This is a genomic window from Haloarcula salina (genome assembly GCF_010119195.1).
GTDB lineage: Archaea > Halobacteriota > Halobacteria > Halobacteriales > Haloarculaceae > Haloarcula > Haloarcula salina.
Genome location: NZ_WRXL01000010.1, coordinates 1 through 16,329 on the forward strand (window position 1 = coordinate 1; position 16,329 = coordinate 16,329).

At 67.6% G+C, this 16,329-nt stretch carries 13 protein-coding genes and 1 pseudogene; 3 read left to right on the plus strand and 11 right to left on the minus strand.

All coding sequences use genetic code 11. The features are described from left to right. From GM656_RS18685 to GM656_RS18695, 3 genes and pseudogenes are all read right to left on the minus strand, one after another. Nucleotides 1–467 (minus strand): annotated as a pseudogene (locus GM656_RS18685) (sugar ABC transporter permease); the annotation flags it as partial. A 72-nt stretch (nt 468–539) separates the two neighbouring features. Next, complete coding sequence (locus GM656_RS18690; RefSeq protein ID WP_162415228.1) at nt 540–2,096, minus strand: substrate-binding domain-containing protein; 1,557 nt, start codon at nt 2,094–2,096, stop codon at nt 540–542. Nucleotides 2,097–2,313: 217 nt separating this feature from the next. Further along, nucleotides 2,314–3,390 (minus strand): TrmB family transcriptional regulator, encoded by a 1,077-nt coding sequence (locus GM656_RS18695; RefSeq protein WP_162415229.1) that lies wholly within the window; start codon nt 3,388–3,390, stop codon nt 2,314–2,316. A 337-nt stretch (nt 3,391–3,727) separates the two neighbouring features. On the opposite strand from GM656_RS18695, the gene gfcR reads away from it, so the two are divergent. Then, on the plus strand, nt 3,728–4,369 hold the full coding sequence (gfcR, locus tag GM656_RS18700; protein ID WP_162415230.1) for a transcriptional regulator GfcR: 642 nt from the start codon (nt 3,728–3,730) through the stop codon (nt 4,367–4,369). Between the two features lie 68 nt (nt 4,370–4,437). Here the strand turns inward: gfcR and GM656_RS18705 are convergent, their stop codons facing one another. The 3 genes from GM656_RS18705 to GM656_RS18715 all read right to left on the minus strand — a co-directional run bounded on the left by GM656_RS18705 (nt 4,438) and on the right by GM656_RS18715 (nt 8,507). After that, on the minus strand, nt 4,438–6,132 hold the full coding sequence (locus GM656_RS18705) for a glycoside hydrolase family 13 protein (protein ID WP_162415231.1): 1,695 nt from the start codon (nt 6,130–6,132) through the stop codon (nt 4,438–4,440). Between the two features lie 101 nt (nt 6,133–6,233). Beyond that, nucleotides 6,234–7,316, minus strand: a complete 1,083-nt coding sequence (locus GM656_RS18710; protein WP_162415232.1) for a M24 family metallopeptidase — start codon at nt 7,314–7,316, stop codon at nt 6,234–6,236. A 78-nt stretch (nt 7,317–7,394) separates the two neighbouring features. Next, nucleotides 7,395–8,507: a Gfo/Idh/MocA family protein gene (locus GM656_RS18715; protein WP_162415233.1), complete on the minus strand. Its 1,113-nt coding sequence runs from the start codon at nt 8,505–8,507 to the stop codon at nt 7,395–7,397. A 118-nt stretch (nt 8,508–8,625) separates the two neighbouring features. Here GM656_RS18715 and GM656_RS18720 point away from each other — a divergent pair, with 118 nt between their 5' ends. Next, entirely contained in the window at nt 8,626–9,006 is a 381-nt protein-coding gene (locus GM656_RS18720) for a CBS domain-containing protein (protein ID WP_162415234.1), read from the plus strand. A 45-nt stretch (nt 9,007–9,051) separates the two neighbouring features. Here GM656_RS18720 and GM656_RS18725 read toward each other — a convergent pair whose 3' ends face one another. Together GM656_RS18725 and GM656_RS18730 are read right to left on the minus strand one after the other, a co-directional pair. Further along, the gene (locus GM656_RS18725; RefSeq protein ID WP_162415235.1) at nt 9,052–9,765 is read right to left on the minus strand and encodes a TIGR00266 family protein; all 714 of its coding nucleotides are present in this window, start codon (nt 9,763–9,765) and stop codon (nt 9,052–9,054) included. 92 nt (nt 9,766–9,857) lie between these two features. After that, a complete protein-coding gene (locus GM656_RS18730) occupies nt 9,858–10,826 on the minus strand; it encodes a sugar phosphate isomerase/epimerase family protein (RefSeq protein WP_162415236.1) in 969 nt (322 codons plus the stop codon). A gap of 138 nt (nt 10,827–10,964) precedes the next feature. On the opposite strand from GM656_RS18730, the gene GM656_RS18735 reads away from it, so the two are divergent. Then, entirely contained in the window at nt 10,965–12,215 is a 1,251-nt protein-coding gene (locus GM656_RS18735) for a mandelate racemase/muconate lactonizing enzyme family protein (RefSeq protein WP_162415237.1), read from the plus strand. Nucleotides 12,216–12,258: 43 nt separating this feature from the next. Here the strand turns inward: GM656_RS18735 and GM656_RS18740 are convergent, their stop codons facing one another. From GM656_RS18740 to GM656_RS18750, 3 genes are all read right to left on the minus strand, one after another. After that, nucleotides 12,259–13,689: a receiver/sensor box histidine kinase gene (locus GM656_RS18740; protein ID WP_162415238.1), complete on the minus strand. Its 1,431-nt coding sequence runs from the start codon at nt 13,687–13,689 to the stop codon at nt 12,259–12,261. 91 nt (nt 13,690–13,780) lie between these two features. Continuing rightward, complete coding sequence (locus GM656_RS18745; protein WP_162415239.1) at nt 13,781–15,457, minus strand: AMP-binding protein; 1,677 nt, start codon at nt 15,455–15,457, stop codon at nt 13,781–13,783. Further along, nucleotides 15,450–16,253, minus strand: coding sequence for an alpha/beta fold hydrolase (locus GM656_RS18750; protein WP_162415254.1), 804 nt, complete (start codon nt 16,251–16,253; stop codon nt 15,450–15,452). The genes GM656_RS18745 and GM656_RS18750 overlap by 8 nt, the downstream gene beginning before the upstream one ends. Nucleotides 16,254–16,329: the final 76 nt, after the last annotated feature.

Sequence of the window (16,329 nt, forward strand, 5' to 3'; positions counted from 1 at the left end):
ATGGGCACCGCCCACGGGATGATGATGGCCGCGCGGACCCACCGCCGGCCGTAGAAGTCCTGGTCCAGGATGAGCGCTTGGCCCAGACCGATGAGCGTCTCGAACAGCACGCTCACCACGGCGAAGATGATGGTCACCACCAGCGCGCTGTTGAGCAGCGCCTGCATTCCGAGATTGCTCGGGAGGAAGGTGGTGCCGCCGGGCAAGAACTGGTTTTTCTCGCCCGTGAACAGTCCGACGTAGTTACCGAGGCCGACGAAGTTCCGACTCGAGAAGTCGAGGGACGTGGCGAACAGCGACAGCTCGAACGTCCGCAACAGCGGGTACAGCGCCACGACGCCCAGGAGAACGAACACCGGTAACAGCAGGAAGTACGCGTACTGCGTGTCGCTCAGGTTCTCCATCCAGCGCATGGCGTCGACGAGCGCGCCCGATCGCCGGGACTCTCGGCCCGTGTCTGTGCTCATTCGGTCACCTCCATCCGCCTGTCGAGGAATCCATAATTAATAATCGAGTGGGTTTAATGTAAAGCTAGGCTGTCAGTTTCCTTCCGTCGCCGCGAGCGACTCGGCGAGGGTGTTCATCGCCTGCTCGGAGGAGACCTCCTGGCCGACGGCGCGGTTGGCCTGCTGGGCGATCTTGCTGGTCTGGTTGCTCCAGACGGACGTGACCGGCCGCGGCATCGTGTTCTGGCCGGCGACCTGCAGCGTGTCCATGTAGCGGCCGACGACCGGGACGTCGCGCGCCTCCTCGGAGTTGAACAGTTCGGGCCGCGGCGGCAGCCAGCCCTGGATGGACAGGAGCGTGAGCTGGAAGTCCGGCTGCATGGCGGCGCGGATGACCTGCTTGACGGCGTCCGGCTGGCCCGTGTTGGGGTTGACTGTCATGTGCCACCCGCCCAGCGCGGCGGTCGTTCCGCCGGTCCCCGGCTGTGCGGCCTCGCTCTCCGGCACGGCGTAGGGAATCGGCATCGCGCCGAGGTCCTCGCCGAGGGCGGGGTCCTCGGTCTCCTCGGGGTTGCGTCCGGTCAGCGCCAGCGAGTAGGGCCAGTTGCGGTGGAACACCGCGTTGCCCTGCGCGAACGGCGCGCGCGAGGACTCCTCGGTCCACCCGAGGATGTTCGTCGGCGTGAAGCCGCCGCCGTACCCGTCGAATGTCCCGCCGAAGTCCTCGTTGTGGACGAACTTCCGCATCATGTTGAGCGACTGGATGGTCTCCGGCTCGTTGACCGTGATCGGGCGGTCGCCGACCGGACCGAAGAGGTTGTCCCGGCCGCCGAAGTACGCGCCGCCCCACGAGGACATGACCTCGTTGAACGTACAGCAGGCGGTGCCGACGTAGATGTCCCACTGGGTGGTAAAGCCGTAGTCGACGCCCGAGTTGTCGTGGACGTCCGCGGCGATGTTCGACCACTTCTCCCAGGTCATCGGCTCCGTCGCCCAGTTCTCGCCTTCGGGGTCGTAGCCCGCCTCCTCGACCAGGTCCTTGCGGTACTGCATGGTCGGGAAGTCCGGGAACACCGGGACGCCGAAGAGGTTCCCGCTGCCCGGGTCCCGCGCGGTGTCGGTGAACGCCGAGAAGTAGTTCTCGTCGACCTCGGTCACCAGTTCCTCCGACAGGAACTCCGTGAGGTTCTGGAGCTGGCCGCGCTGGATGAAGATGTTCGTCCAGCCGTTGTCCATCAGGAACATGTCCGGGTCCGTCTCACCGGCGCTCAGGAGCCGGTTGTAGTTCGCCCGCGCCTGTCCAGTCTCCTGGTTCCGGGGGACGAGCTGGACCGTGATGTCGTCCGAGAGCCCGTTGTCGTGCAGCGCCTGCTTGATGGCGTCACCGTTGTTCTGGGCCGCCACGGGGTCGAAGCCCCACTGAACCGTGGTCCCGCCGCTCCCACCGTTTCCGTCACCCGTGCTCCCGCCGTCGCCACCGTCGCCGCCGCTGTTACCGTCGCCACCGCCGCTCCCGTCGCCACCGCCGCCGACGAAGTCCGCACAGCCCGCCAGTCCTGCGACGACACCCGACGCGCCAGCAGCGCGAACGAACCGCCGCCGGGACACGCCTGTCGATTCTCGCTCATCCGATGTGCCATTGTCCGACATGTCTATCCTGAGCTATCCCGGATATCACTTAAGTGTTATCCATAATTAACCACAGGTGTTGTAAATGACTTCCTACCGGGTTATTTTTCAGCGAATGACAATCACTAAAGATAATTACCTATAAGTAGCTATGGGAAACCCAAACAGGTGTTTGTGAGACGCACGCGCTCAAACGCGCAAACTGAGTGAAAGTTCTTTCAGTCGAGCGCGATGGGTGTCACTCGTACCGTACATCGACGATAGTGACCTCTACCGCTTCGATCTCTTCGAGAACGGCCCCCCAACCACCGATTTCGTACGTCCGATCGTCGGTTTCGAGCGTCGCACTGATGCGACCCGCCAGTTGCGCCAGCGGGACCGGCTCCGTCCGGCCCATGCTACTCCCGGTGTACTCGACGCCGGTGATGCGTCCCCGGAGTTCGACTTCCTCGTTCGTCTCCGTCACGTACCCGCTGACGACGGCCTCGATGGATGCCCCCTCGTTCAACAGTGGTTCGATGTCACGGACGGCGTGGCGGAGGTCCACGTAAGTCGTCGGCGTCTCGGGCGTCCGCTCGGTGTGTATCGTCTCCCAGATCTCCCAGAGACACGTCAGGAAGAACCAGTGGAAGATGTAGGTGTGCGTCCGGTCTTTCACGAGAACGCCGTACTCGTTGACCGAGTGAGAGTGCGGCGCGAAACAGGTCCACGTGCGGTCGACGAGGACGAAAAACGGGGCCGGAATCTCCCGGTGGCGGGCCTCCGTGCAGGATCCCTCGATCTCGTCGATCGGCGGTGTCCGCTCGTCCGGCCCCGTACAGATACTCAGTTTGATGTTGACGCCGCGGTCGTGCGCGTCCCGGAGCGCCGATTCGACGGCGTAGAACTGCTCCGGGTTCACGCCGACCTGAATCTGGTGTTCGGCCTCCCCGATAAGTTCCGACGCTCGGTTGATGACCGTCTCGAAGCGCTTGACGATACTGACCTCGTGGTCGGTGATGGCCGGCTGGTCCCAGCGCTCCTCGATGGTCTCGGCGGCGTCGAGGTACTTGCTCGAACGCGCCCTGAGGTCTTCGAGGACGACCTCGGGATTTCGCGCTCGGGCAGTCAGACTGTCCTGCTGGAAGGTCTCGATGTATCCTTTCGACTCCAGATCACGAAGCACGTCGTAGATTCGCGGGTCGGGAACGTCACACGAATCGGCGATGTCCGTCGCCGAGGCGGTGCCGAGGCCGAGCAATGCGACGTACGCCTCGGCCTGATACGGAGAGAGACCGGCGTCTTCGAGAACGTCGGTTAGTTCGCTGTCGTCCATGTATTCCGTTCGAGTCCCAGTGTGTAGTTAACAGCCATGATTGTCTCCCGTCACTGATCGGCGGTGTCGCTCCCGGGCGACAGAGCAGGAGTCAGACCGCGGACTCCGTCCTCGTGATACGTCACCATAGATCACTCTTCGCTTCATGTACAACTGTTGTTGTTAAAGGATTTTGGAATGGGGTAGTCGAGACGGTTGCCGTGCGGTTCGGTGTGTCGTGCTCGGACAGGGCACCCGCGCGACGACCCTGGACCCACCGCGTTCGAGAATTACCGGGTCGCCATTTCCGGGGGCGTAGAACATTGCCTATTAAATCCTCCCGCGCGGAAATGCGAATATGAAGAACATCGACGATCTCGTCGACAGCGCGGCCGACCTGGCACAGCGGGGTCTCTCCAAGGGGGAGATCGCCGACGAACTCAACGTTTCCAGGGAAACAGCGAGTTGGCTCGTCGAACGGAGCGGGACCGGTGCGGAGCCGGAGCCGTCCCAGTCCAGCGGCCCCCACGACATCCACGTCGACTGGTCGGCCGCCGGCCGGGACAGCACCCGACTGTACCACACCGGCGCGGCGATGGCCGACCTCCTCTCGAAGCAGGGCGAGGACGTTGACCTCACCATCGGCATCGAGAAGGCCGGCGCGCCGCTCGCGACGACCGTCGCCCGCGAACTCGACACCGACCTCGGGACGTACGCGCCGACGAAACACCAGTGGGACGACGACGAGAGCGAGACCAGCGACGGCTCGTTCTCCCGGAACTTCGCCCAGATCCGCGACCGCGACTGCTACGTCGTCGACGACACCATCACGAGCGGGAACACGATGGCCGAGACCATCGACGCCATCCACGAGCAGGGCGGCAACCCCGTGGCCTGCGTCGTGCTGGCCGACAAGCGCGGCGTCGGTGACATCCGAGGCGTGCCCGTCTACTCCCTCCTGCAAGTCATCCGCGTTGGCCGCGACGACGCCGACGAGTAAGCGTACCGAACGCCCTTTTCACCGGCGGACAGCGGAACGTGGAGCGGTCGACACCACTGCGGCCGCCGTCACCGGAGTTCGTACACGCGGGCCTCGTACGGCGCGAGCGACGGCGAGGCCGGTTCCGGGTCGGTCCGGTCGTAGTTGCTCAACAACAGCGACGCCTCCCGGTATTCGACCGGGAGCTCGACGGAGTCCGCCTCGTCCGAGAAGTGCAAAACGACGAGCGCGCGTGCGGTTCCCTCGTCGGATTCGAGCGAACGCGTGTAGGCGAAGACCGTCTCGTGATCGGGGAGCAAGTCCGTGTAGTCGCCGTAGACGAGCACGTCGCGCTCCTCGCGCAACTCGATCAGCCGCCGGTAGTAGTTGTACACCGAGTCCTCGTCGGATCGCTGGGCCGCCGCGTTGATGTCGGTGTAGTTCCGGTTGACCTGGATCCACGGCTCGCCGTCGGTGAAGCCCGCGTTCTCGTCGTCGGACCACTGCATCGGTGTCCGGGCGTTGTCCCGGGTCCGATAGCCGACTACGTCTTTGAGATCGTCGTAGCCGTCGACGCCCTCCCGTTCCAGCAGTTCCTCGGCGTGGTTGATCGCGTCCACGTCGCGGAGGTCGCCCATCGAGTCCCACGTCGCGTTCGTCATACCGAGCTCCTGGCCCTGGTAGAGGTACGGCGTCCCCTGGAGCGTAAAGAGGTACGTCCCGAGGAGTTTCGCGGACTCTCGCCGGTACTCGTCTGGGTCGCCGTATCGCGAGACGCTCCGGGGCTGATCGTGATTCTCCCAGTAGAGCGCGTTCCAGCCGTCGTCCGCGAGCCCGTGCTGCCAGCGGGCGGTGATTTCCTTGAGGTCTCTGAGGACCCAGTCACCGATGGACCACCGCTCGCCGTCCGCGTAGTCCAGTTTGGTGTGCTGAAAGTGAAACGCCATGTCGAGCGGGCCGTCGGCACCCGCGTACTTGCGGGCGGCCTCGACGGTGAGCTGTGGCATCTCGCCGACGGTCATCACGTCGTAGTTCGACAGAGTCTCGTCGTCGAGGTCGTCGAGATACCCGTACAGTTCCGGGCCGTTGATGAAGTGCTCCGAGCCGATCCACTCGCCGTCGGGGTCGCCGTCGGGCATCCCCTCGCCCTTCGACAGCAGATTGATCACGTCCATCCGGAAGCCGTCGATGCCCTTCTCCAGCCACCATTGGACCACGTCGAACACGTCGCGTCGGACGGCCTCGTTCGTCCAGTCGAGGTCCGGCTGGGACCGGTCGTAGAGGTGCAGGTAGTACTCGCCGCGCTCCTGGTCGAACGCCCACGCCGAGCCACCGAAGAAGGACTCCCAGTTGTTCGGCGGAACGGGGTCGCCGTGCTCGTCCGTGCCGCCCTCGCGCCAGATGTAGTAGTCCTCGTACGCCGGGTCGCGCTCGCGGGACTTCCGAAACCACGCGTGCTGATTCGAGGTGTGGTTGACGACGAGGTCCATCACCAGCCGCATGTCCCGGTCGTGGACTTCCTCGAGCAAGTCTTCCCAGTCGGCCATCGTCCCGAACTCCTCGTGGATCGCCCGGTAGTCGCTGATGTCGTAGCCGTTGTCCATCTGTGGCGATTCGTAGACGGGATTGAGCCAGATCACGTCCGCCCCGAGGTCGGCGACGTGGTCCAGCCGCTCGATGACCCCCTGCAGGTCACCGATTCCGTCGCCGTCGCTGTCGTTGAAGCTCCGGGGGTAGATCTGGTAGACGACCGCCTCCTTCCACCACGCGCGCTCTGCGGTCATACCTGATGGATACCCGAACGCCCTTGATAAATCTACGCATCGTCGTACAACACCTGTTGTAAATTATTCACAGCGGCTGTATGAGGGCCGTTCCAGCGCCGCTACCGATCGAGGACCGAGTGGCGCGGGAGTTCGAGGTCGTAGCCCACGGCCTCGACCGTCTCGGTCGGCCAGTCGCCCGTCCCGGAGAGGAGGTCGACGCGCTCGTCGGTCACGAGGAAGGTGTCCTCGCTCTTCGCGCCGTCCACAGTCGGGTTCCAGGCGTACCCCTGGGGCAGCACCACCGGGCTTTCGTTCCCGGGCGTGGCGATCCACTCCCGGCCGGCGAACCCGGCCGCGCCGCCCTGGTGGTGGTTGCGCCACTCGCCCTCCCAGCCGACTTCGGCGTAGGCGTCCTGAATCGCCGCGAACACGTCGCTCGCCGTTCCGCCCTCCTGCCCGACCGCCCGCGTCGCGGCCAGCGCCGTCGTCTCGACGCGCATGGCCTTGCGCGTCCGCTCCGCGAGCCACTCGGGCGGGTCGAACGCCACCGACCGCGTGGTGCTGACGTGCAGGCCGTCGCGCCGCGCCGTCACCGACACGAGCGCGTAGTCGCCCAGTTCGGTGTCCGTCGACGTGTAGTGGCGATAGGACTGCGCCCGCTCGGCGCTGCCGACCAGGACCACCGGCGTCGCGATGCCCTCCGATTCGAGTTCGTCACGGAGCGCCCCCGTCACGTCGAGTTCGGTGTCCGACGGGTCGACGCTTCTGGCGACCGACTCGACGGCCGCCGCCGCGTCGGCCCCGAGTTCGCGGTACTGCTCGCGCTGTGTCTCGGTCAGCGGCTGGCGGAGCGGTGTCACGTCGACCGGCTCGAATCCCGATACGTCGAAGTCGGCCGCCGCCGGCGTCGGACTCGCCGCAGCGACCGCGTCGGCCAGGCTCTCGGCGTGCCACTCGAACGTTTCGATGGCCACGCCGTCGGGGAGTTCCTCGGCGCGGAGTCGCGGGGCCTCGATGTTGTCGGTGACGACCGTGATCTGGTCGCCGTCGTAGCCCGCGGCGGCCACGCCGGTGTCGACGCCCCGGTCGACGACGTTGTCGCCGCCGCGGGTGAGCCACGCGAAGGAGGGCGGGCGGGCGAACCAGACGGCGTTCAGGTCCTCGGAAGCAAGGTACTGGTCGAGTCTGTCTGTGAGCGACATACCCGGAGGTGGCGGGCCCGCCCGTAGTAAATCCCCGTCCCCAGTCAGCGTCTCAGACCGAGACGGCACCTCGCCGTTTCATTCGACGGCGACCCACTCGCCGCGCTCGTCGCTGCGCTCGACGGCGTCAAGGACCTGCTGAGCCGCCAGTCCGTCGGCGAAGGATGGGTCGGCGTCGCCGCCCTCGGCCACCGCCGAGAGGAACTCGTAGTTCTCGTGGACGAAGGTGTGCTCCCAGCCGAGGACGTGGCCCGGCGGCCACCAGTGCTCGACGTAGGGGTCGTCCTCGTCGGTGACGAGCACCCGCTGGAAGCCCCGGTCGCCCTCGGTGAGCAACTGGAGTTCGTTCAGCCGTTCGAGGTCGAACTTGAGCGCGCCCTTCGACCCCTCGATGGCGATGGTGTGGGCGTTCTTGTGACCGTTGGCGACACGCGAGGCTTCGAGGGTCCCCATCGCGCCGCTCTCGAACTCGACTTGCGCGCTGTAAGCGTCGTCGACCGTGACCGGCCGGGTCCCGTCCTCGCCCTCGACGGGGCGTTCGTCGTGGAACGTCCGCAGGTGGCCGCTCACGCGCGAGATCTCGCCGGCGGCGTCGCCGAGCAGGAACCGGGCCAGGTCGACCGTGTGCGCGCCGAGGTCCCCCAGCGCCCCGCTGCCGGCCAGTTCCTCGTCGTTGCGCCAGGACCACGGGGCCTCGGGGTCGACCAGCCAGTCCTGGAGGTACTGCCCGCGGAAGTGGTGGATCTCGCCGAGCTCGCCGGCCTCGACGAGGTTCTTCGCGTACTGGATCGCCGGGACGAACCGGTAGTTGAACGCCGTTCCCGCGGGGACGCCGGCCGCGTCGGCCGCCTCGGCCATCTCCTCGGCAGTGTCGAGCGCTGGCGCGAGGGGCTTCTCGCAGAACGTCGGCGTGCCCGCCTCCAGCGCCGCGATGGACGGCTCCGCGTGGACGTGGTTCGGCCCGAGGTTGTAGAACACGTCCACCTCGTCGACCACGTCGCGCCAGTCCGTCGCCGTGCGGTCGAAGCCCAGTTCCTCGGCGGCGTCAGCCAGCGCGTCCGCGTCGCGGCCGACGATGACGTCTTTGTTGACCGCCGGGGCCGCCGGGAAGAACATCGACAGCCGGGAGAGCGCGTTCGCGTGTGCTTTGCCCATAAATCGATAGCCGAGAACGCCGACATCGAGTGTCATATCGGCCCTTCACTCGGGGGCGAAATAACAATCGGGGTCAGAACGGGCCGGCGGGTCACCCGGTCGCAATATCCGGCCGGAGGGAAAAGACAAAAGCGGATGCGAGCGTTGGACCGGTATGGCTTCTGAAGCAACCGTCCACATCGAGGACGTCATGTCGACCCCGCTGGAGACGATTTCCGCAGACGAGACCGTCAGAGCGGCGGCGACGCAGATGCGCGAACAGGACATCAACGGTATCTTCGTCCCCGGTGCGGAGGCGGGGATCATCACCACGACCGACATCGTCGACGCCGTCGCCGCGGGCGAGGACCTCTCGGCCGCGACGGTCGCCGACGTCATGACCGCCCCGGTCGAACGCGTCACCGCGTCGCTGGAACTCGGCGAGGCGGCCGCGATGATGACGAACTTCGGCATCAAGCACCTGCCGGTCATCGACGAGCACCAGGACTACGTCGGCATGGTGTCCTCGACGGACATCACGCGCGAACTGGCCTGACCGAAAAAGACGGGGACCGCTGCCGGCGTTCGCGTCGTCCGCCGGTCAGAGGAAGTCGTCGATGCCGGTCCCGCCGTTGTCGTCGTCGCCCGTCCCCGGGAGCGCCTGGGCGATGGCCGACGTGAAGGCGTCGAGGCCGCGCGTCTGGTACCAGACCGTTCCGGGGCCGGTGAAGTCCATGACCAGGCCCTCGCCGCTGAGGAGCGTCGACTTCAGGCCGCCGACGCGGTGGGCGTCGAAGTCGACCGTTCCCTCCCAGGCGACGACGTGGTCGTTGTCGACGGTGTAGCGCTCGCCGGCGTCGAGTTCGACGCGCTCGATGCCGCCGAAGGCCTCGATGAAGACGTGGCCCGTGCCCTTCAGGGCGAGCGGCGTGATGCTCGCGCCGGCCAGCAGTGACTTGACGCCGCCGAACTCGGAGTCGATGTCGATACTGGGGTCGGCCGCGAGGAAGGCCCCGTCGACGGCGTAGAGCGTGGTCCCGTCGAGTTCGTGGTGGTGTACGTCGCCGGGCGTCGGCGGCGCGAGCGTGACGATCCCCTCGCCGCCCTCGGCGGTGAATTCGTTTGCGAGCAGCGACTCGCCGCCGAGCATCGACTTGGCGGAACTGAGCAGGCCGTCGCGGCTGGTCGTCGTCTCGATGGAGATGGTCGGGGAGTGACTGACCATCGCGCCGGGTTCCGCGAGGATCGATTCGCCGTCTTCGAGCGTGACGCGGACGTGCGTGTACGAGGGCTTGTGGGTGAGTTCGATGTCCATAGTCTGTCTCCGAAGCTGTGAGACGGGTGACTCTTCCGCCAGCCGCTACATAAAATTTCGCACAGAATCGTTCGAATTGTATGGCCGGGGAGCTACTCGGCCCAGTACGCGTCGCCGGGCTGGGTCTCGAAGACGGCGCGGTCGAGCACGTCGACGGCCTTCTCTAGCCCTTCGCGCGCGCTTGTGAGCGAGTCCTCGTGTTCGATGGAGAGCGCGCCGTCGTAGCCGACCATCCGCAGGGTGGAGACCACGTCCTTCCAGTGGGACTCGTCGTGGCCGTAGCCGATGGACCGGAACAGCCACGAGCGGTTCGGTTCGTCCGTGTAGGGGGCGGTGTCGAGCACGCCCTTCTCGCGGGCCTCTGACTCGTAGACCTTCGTGTCCTTGGCGTGGAAGTGATGGATGGCGTCCTCGTCACCGAGCAGGCGGATGGCCTCGGTCACGTCGATGCCCTGCCAGTAGAGGTGCGACGGGTCGAAGTTCGCTCCCACGTGGTCGTTCGTCCGCCGGCGCAGTTCCAGCAGGCCCCGGGGCTCGTAGACGAGCATGTTGGGGTGCATCTCGATGGCCAGGTCGACGTCGTGGGCGGCGGCGTGGGCCGCGAGGTCGGACCAGTACTCCTCGGCGACGCGCCACTGGTACTCGTGGGCGTCGGCGTGCTCGCCCGGCCACGGCGCGGTGATCCAGTTCGGCACCTCGTCGTTCGGGCCGCCGGCGGGCAGCCCCGAGAAGCAGGTCACCGTGTTCGCGTCCAACTGATCGGCCAGCCGGACAGCCTCGCGGAGTTCCGCGTCCGCCGTCTCGGCGCGTTCGTCCACGGGGTGTAGTGGGTTGTTGTGCGTCGCCAGCGCGCTCACTCGCAGGTCGTGTTCGTCGAGCAGCGCGCGCAGTTCGTCCTGTTTCTCGTCGTCGTCGAGGTACGCATGCCTGTCGAGGTGATCGTCACCGGGAAAGCCCCCGCAGGCGAGTTCGACCGCGTCGACGCCGAGGTCCGAGAGGTACGAGAGCGCGTCGTCTAGCGACTGGTCGCCGAGTGGAACTGTCAGTACACCGATGTCCATGCCGCCGAGTACAGGCGGTTTCGAGATAAAAATACCCCTGCGAGCGCTACCCGCAAATAGTAGAAAAGATAATTCGGAATCGAAGAAATCGATGCGGATTCCTCTACACTTTTGTGACGGGGGGCTGCAAGCGGGGGTATGGGACAGGCGAACGACGTCGACTACGCAGACCTACACGATCCGAACGCAGAGTACACGATGCGGGAGCTCTCCAGCGAGACGATGGGCGTCACCGCCAAGCGCGGCGGCGGCCGCGACGTGGAGATCACGGACGTCCAGACGACGATGATCGACGGGAACTTCCCGTGGACGCTGGTGCGCATCTACACCGACGCGGGTATCGTCGGCACAGGTGAGGCCTACTGGGGCGCGGGCGTCCCGGAACTCATCGAGCGGATGAAGCCGTTCGTCATCGGCGAGAACCCGCTGGACATCGACCGCCTCTACGAGCACCTCGTCCAGAAGATGAGCGGCGAGGGGTCCGTCGAGGGCGTCACCGTCACGGCCATCGCCGGCATCGAGGTCGCGCTGCACGACCTCGCCGGCAAGATCCTCGAAGTGCCGGCCTACCAGCTGCTCGGCGGCAAGTACCGCGACCGGATGCGCGTCTACTGCGACTGCCACACCGAGGAGGAGGCCGATCCCGAGGCCTGCGCCGACGAGGCCCGCCGCGTCGTCGACGACCTGGGCTACGACGCCCTGAAGTTCGACCTCGACGTGCCCAGCGGCTTCGAGAAGGACCGAGCGAACCGCCACCTCCGTCCGGGCGAGGTCCGCCACAAGGCCGAGATCGTCGAGGCCGTCACCGAGGAGGTCAAGGACGAGGCCGACGTTGCCTTCGACTGCCACTGGACGTTCTCCGGCGGCTCGGGCAAGCGCCTGGCCGAGGAGATCGAGGAGTACGACGTGTGGTGGCTCGAAGACCCCGTCCCGCCGGAGAACCTCGAGGTCCAGGAGGAGGTCACGAAGTCCACGTCGACGCCGATCACCGTCGGCGAGAACCGCTATCGCGTCACCGAGGAGCGCCGCCTCATCGAGAACCAGGCGGTCGACATCGTCGCGCCCGACATGCCGAAGGTCGGCGGCATGCGCGAGACCCGGAAGATCGCCGACGTGGCGAACCAGTACTACATCCCGGTCGCGATGCACAACGTCTCCTCGCCGATCGCGACGATGGCCTCCGCCCACGTCGGCGCGGCCATCCCGAACGCGCTCGCCGTCGAGTACCACTCCTACGAACTCGGCTGGTGGGAGGACCTGGTCGAGGAAGACGTCATCGAGGACGGCTACATCGAGATTCCTGAGGAGCCCGGCCTCGGCCTGACGCTCGACCTCGACGCCGTCGCCGACCACGTCGTCGAGGGCGACTGGGTCTTCGACGAGGCGTAGGGCTCGCCAGCAACAGGCCGTCGGTGCTTTTCCGCGCGGGGCGTCAGTCCGAGACGGGCTCGACGCCGGTGACCTCGAAGCGCGCCCCGCCGCCCTCGCTCTCGCACACGTCGACCGACCAGCCGTGGGCCTCGGCGATCTGTTCGACGATACAGAGGCCGTAGCCCGACCCGTCGGCGGATCCGTAGCCCGGCTCGAAGACCCGCTCGCGCTCGTCGGCCGGGATGCCGGTGCCGTCGTCGGCGACGTAAAACCCGTCGTCGAGTTCGCCGACCGTCACCGTCAGGTCGGTCCCGTCGAGGGTCACGCCCTCGGCGCGCCCGTCGGCCCGCGCAACCGGTCCGTGGGCCACGGCGTTGCCGACGAGGTTCGCGAGCAGCTGTCGGAGCCGTTCCGGGTCCGCCAGGAAGACCGCGTCGGCGGCCAGGTCGAGCGTCGCTCCCTCGGCGTCGGTGTCTTGCCAGCACTGCTCGGCGACGGTCCCGAGCGGCACGGCCTCGAGGTCGAGCGCCGCGTCACCGCCCGCCGCCAGCGCGAGCAGGTCCTCGACGAGCGTCTCGATGCGGCGGTGGGCGCGCTCGACGGCCTCGAAGTGCTCCTCGCCGCCCGTCGACCGCGCCAGTTCGAGCTGGCCGCGCGCCACGTCGAGCGGGCCCCGGAGGTCGTGGCTGACGACGTTCGCGAACGCTTCGAGCCTGCGCTCCCGGCGCTTTCGCTCCGTGATGTCCCGCGAGTAGCCCACGACGCGGGCGACGGAGCCGTTCTCCAGTACTGGCTCCGCCTCGGCCCGAACCCAGCGCTGGTCGTCGTCCGGCCGGGTGATGCGGAACTCGGCCGCGACCGACTCGCCCGCCGAGACCCCCTGTATCGCCTCGGCGACGCGCTCCTGGTCCGCGGGGTGGATCGCCGTCATGAACTCCATCGGGTTCTCCTCCAGCGCGTCGACCGGGCGGCCGTACAGGTCCTCGTACACGGAGTTGACGAACAGGAGTTCGCTCCAGTCCCCGGCGAAGACCCACAGCATCACGCTGGTGTGTTCCGTCAGGTCGTCGAATCGCCGCCTGATCCGCTCGGCGCGTCGCTCCGCACGCTGGCGCTCGGTGACGAGGCGGACCCGTTTGGCGAGCGGGCCGGCCCGGTCGGCCTCGGGGTCCCGCTCGTAGTAGTCTGTGACGCCGCGTTCGACGGCGTCGTCGACGACGGGGGCGGACACGTCGTCGGTCACCAGGACGATTGGGAGGGCGTCGTCGGACTCGCGGGCGGCGTCGACGAGCGACAGGCAGTCGACCTCCGGCGGGTCCGCGGCGACGGCGAGGCAGTCGAAGCGCTCCGAGTCGAGGCGGTCGAGCGCGCGCGCGCCGGACTCGACCGTGGTGACCGAGAGGGGGGTCGCCGCGTCCGTCGCCACGTCTGCGTCGATAATCGGATCGTCGTCCACCTGCAACACGTGAATCGGCTCTGCGTACTCGTTCATGTCAGTTTGAGTTTATGTGCTGTTGACAGTTGCCCGACTTGAATGTGCGCCTGTCTCACTGACTCGCTTAAATAGTCGATCCCGCGGGACCTCACTGACCGAACCGTTCGGTGACCGTCTGGCGATCGATCTTGTCCGGCCCGCTGGTGGGCATCTCGTCGACGAACGCCATCTCGCGGGGGTGTTTGTAGCGCGCGAGACGGCCGTCGAGGAACGCGCGCAGGTCCTCGACGGTCAGCGGTTCCGGGCCCGCATCGGCGGTCGGTTCGATGACGGCCTTGCCGACCTGTCCCCACGTCTCGTCGGGGACCGGGACGACCACGACCTCGCTCACGTCGGGGTGGTCGGCGACGGCGTCCTCGACCTCCGCCGGGTAGACGTTCTCGCCGCCGCTGACGAACATGTGCTTCGTCCGCCCCTCGATGTAGTAGTAGCCGTCCGCGTCGACGCGCGCGAGGTCGCCGGTCGACACCCAGCCGTCGCCGAACGCCTCGGCGGTGGCCTCGGGGTCGTCGAGATAGCGGTCGGCGGCGTGGGGCGAGCGGAGTTCGAGTTCGCCGACCTCGCCGGGGTCGACCACGGTCGGGTCCGCGTCTCCGGCGGCTTCGTCCTCCCCGTCGTCGACCGCCACCACCCGCGCGTCGACGTGCATCGCCGGGACGCCGACGGAGTCTGCCTTCTCACGGGGCCACCCCTCGGGCAGCGCGAAGTTGTTCGGACCGCACTCGGTGAGCCCGTAGCCCTGCGAGAGGTCGACGCCGCGGCCCCACCACGCCTCCATGACGGCCTTCCGGCAGGGGCCGCCGCCGGACTTGGCGAACCGGAGCGTCGAGAGGTCCGTCTCGTCCCAGCGGTCGTGGTTCGCCATCATCCGAAGGACGGCCGGCACGGCGACCAGCACCGTCCCGCCCTCGCGCTCGACGGTGTCCAGCACGTCGCCGGGTTCGAACTCGCGGGCGACGACCACGGTGCCGCCCATGTGCCACAGCGGGACGGTGAGGACGTTCCAGCCGCCGGTGTGGAACATCGGGAACACCATCGGCGTCACGTCGTCGTCCCGCAGTCCCCACGCGGTGATGGTGTTCAGGGAATTCCAGACGACGCCGCGGTGAGTGATCTCCGTCTCCTTGGGCGTCCCCGTCGAGCCGCCGGTGTGGAGCAGGAGGTGCGTGTCGTCTGGGGCGATCGCCGCCCGTTCGACGGGCGAGTCGTCCGACGGGAGGGCCGAAGCGTAGGCGGGGGCGGCCGCGAGTGCGTCGGCGGCGTCGGACGACTGCTCGTCTGCGGCGGCCTCGTCAGCGGTCGACAAGTCGGCGGCATCTGCCGATTCGGTGGCGTCGCCGTCAGCGGGTTCGAGGCGGAGGAGCCCCGGGTCGAGTCCGTCGGCCTGCGACAGGGCGGCGGCGACGGCCTCGGCGAAGGGGGCTTCGACCACGACGAGCGCCGGGTCGACGCGGGCGAGGAGCGCCGCGAGTTCGGGCGGCGCGAGGCGGTGGGACAGCGGGGCCAGTCGGCTACCGGTCTTGCCGGTGGCGAAGAACAGGTCGACGACGGCGGGACGGTTCCGCGAGACGACGGCGACCGCGTCGTCGCGGCCGACGCCCTGGGCCCGGAGCAGTCGAGCCGCGCGGTTCGCGCGGCGGTCGAGGTCCGCGTAGGTGAACCGCCGCCCGGTCGTCGCGTCGACCAGCCCCTCGCGCTCCGGCGTGAGCGCGGCCCGCCGCTCGCTCCAGGCACCGACCCAGTCCTGGGGGGCGAACTCAGACATCGTCGAGGAACCTCCGGATGCGCGCGGTGACTCGCTCGTGGTCCTCGACGAACAGCAGGTGCGGGCCGCCCTCGACGGGCTCGAACGCGGCGTCGGGAACGCCCGCGGCCAGCAGTTCGCCGTTCTCGAAGGGGACGACTCGGTCGGCCGTGCCGTGGACGACCAGCGTCGGCACGTCGATCTCGCCGAGGCGGTCGGACACGTCGTGAGCCGCCACGGCCGCGGCCTGCCACTGGAGCGCCCGGTCGCCGGCGTCGCTCTCGATCCGCCAGTCGACGATTCGCTCGATCAGGTCCGGGTGGGCGTCCGGGAAGCCGTCGGAGAACGCCGGCTGCATCTTGTAGCGCCGGAGTTCTCGTTCGTCCAGGTCATCGGGAACGGCGAACATCCGCTGCTGGGTCTCCTCGGGGACCGGGGCCGCCTCGGGGCCGCCCGGCGAGGTGCAAAGCAGCGCCAGCGAGCGCGCCCGGTCGTGGTCGAGGGCGTACCGCTGGGCGATCATGCCGCCCATGCTCGCGCCAACGACGTGGGCCGACTCGACGCCGGCATCGGCGAGTACGGCATCGAGGTCGGCCGCCATCTGCGCCATCGTGTAGGGGCCCTCGGGTTCGTCCGAGTCGCCGGTGCCGCGGTTGTCCCACACGATGGTGTCGTACTCCTCGGCGAGGGTGTCGCGCTGCCAGCGCCACATCCAGCGCCCGTAACCGATTCCCTCCACGAACGCCACCGTCTCGGCGTCCGCCGGGCCGGCGCGCTCGTAGGCGAGTTCGACGCCGTCGTTGGTCGCGTAGTGCATCGTCGTCTCCGTCGGTTGGTCGTCGAGCGAGAAATCCGTTTGCGAGGTCGTCACTGTCGATCACTCCGGTTCGGTG

Coding starts and splice junctions, on each gene's coding strand:
- GM656_RS18690 (WP_162415228.1), bottom strand. CDS start 2,096: ATGTCGGACAATGGCACATCGGATGAGCGAGAATCGACAGGCGTGTCC.
- GM656_RS18695 (WP_162415229.1), bottom strand. CDS start 3,390: ATGGACGACAGCGAACTAACCGACGTTCTCGAAGACGCCGGTCTCTCT.
- gfcR (WP_162415230.1), top strand. CDS start 3,728: ATGAAGAACATCGACGATCTCGTCGACAGCGCGGCCGACCTGGCACAG.
- GM656_RS18705 (WP_162415231.1), bottom strand. CDS start 6,132: ATGACCGCAGAGCGCGCGTGGTGGAAGGAGGCGGTCGTCTACCAGATC.
- GM656_RS18710 (WP_162415232.1), bottom strand. CDS start 7,316: ATGTCGCTCACAGACAGACTCGACCAGTACCTTGCTTCCGAGGACCTG.
- GM656_RS18715 (WP_162415233.1), bottom strand. CDS start 8,507: ATGACACTCGATGTCGGCGTTCTCGGCTATCGATTTATGGGCAAAGCA.
- GM656_RS18720 (WP_162415234.1), top strand. CDS start 8,626: ATGGCTTCTGAAGCAACCGTCCACATCGAGGACGTCATGTCGACCCCG.
- GM656_RS18725 (WP_162415235.1), bottom strand. CDS start 9,765: ATGGACATCGAACTCACCCACAAGCCCTCGTACACGCACGTCCGCGTC.
- GM656_RS18730 (WP_162415236.1), bottom strand. CDS start 10,826: ATGGACATCGGTGTACTGACAGTTCCACTCGGCGACCAGTCGCTAGAC.
- GM656_RS18735 (WP_162415237.1), top strand. CDS start 10,965: ATGGGACAGGCGAACGACGTCGACTACGCAGACCTACACGATCCGAAC.
- GM656_RS18740 (WP_162415238.1), bottom strand. CDS start 13,689: ATGAACGAGTACGCAGAGCCGATTCACGTGTTGCAGGTGGACGACGAT.
- GM656_RS18745 (WP_162415239.1), bottom strand. CDS start 15,457: ATGTCTGAGTTCGCCCCCCAGGACTGGGTCGGTGCCTGGAGCGAGCGG.
- GM656_RS18750 (WP_162415254.1), bottom strand. CDS start 16,253: ATGCACTACGCGACCAACGACGGCGTCGAACTCGCCTACGAGCGCGCC.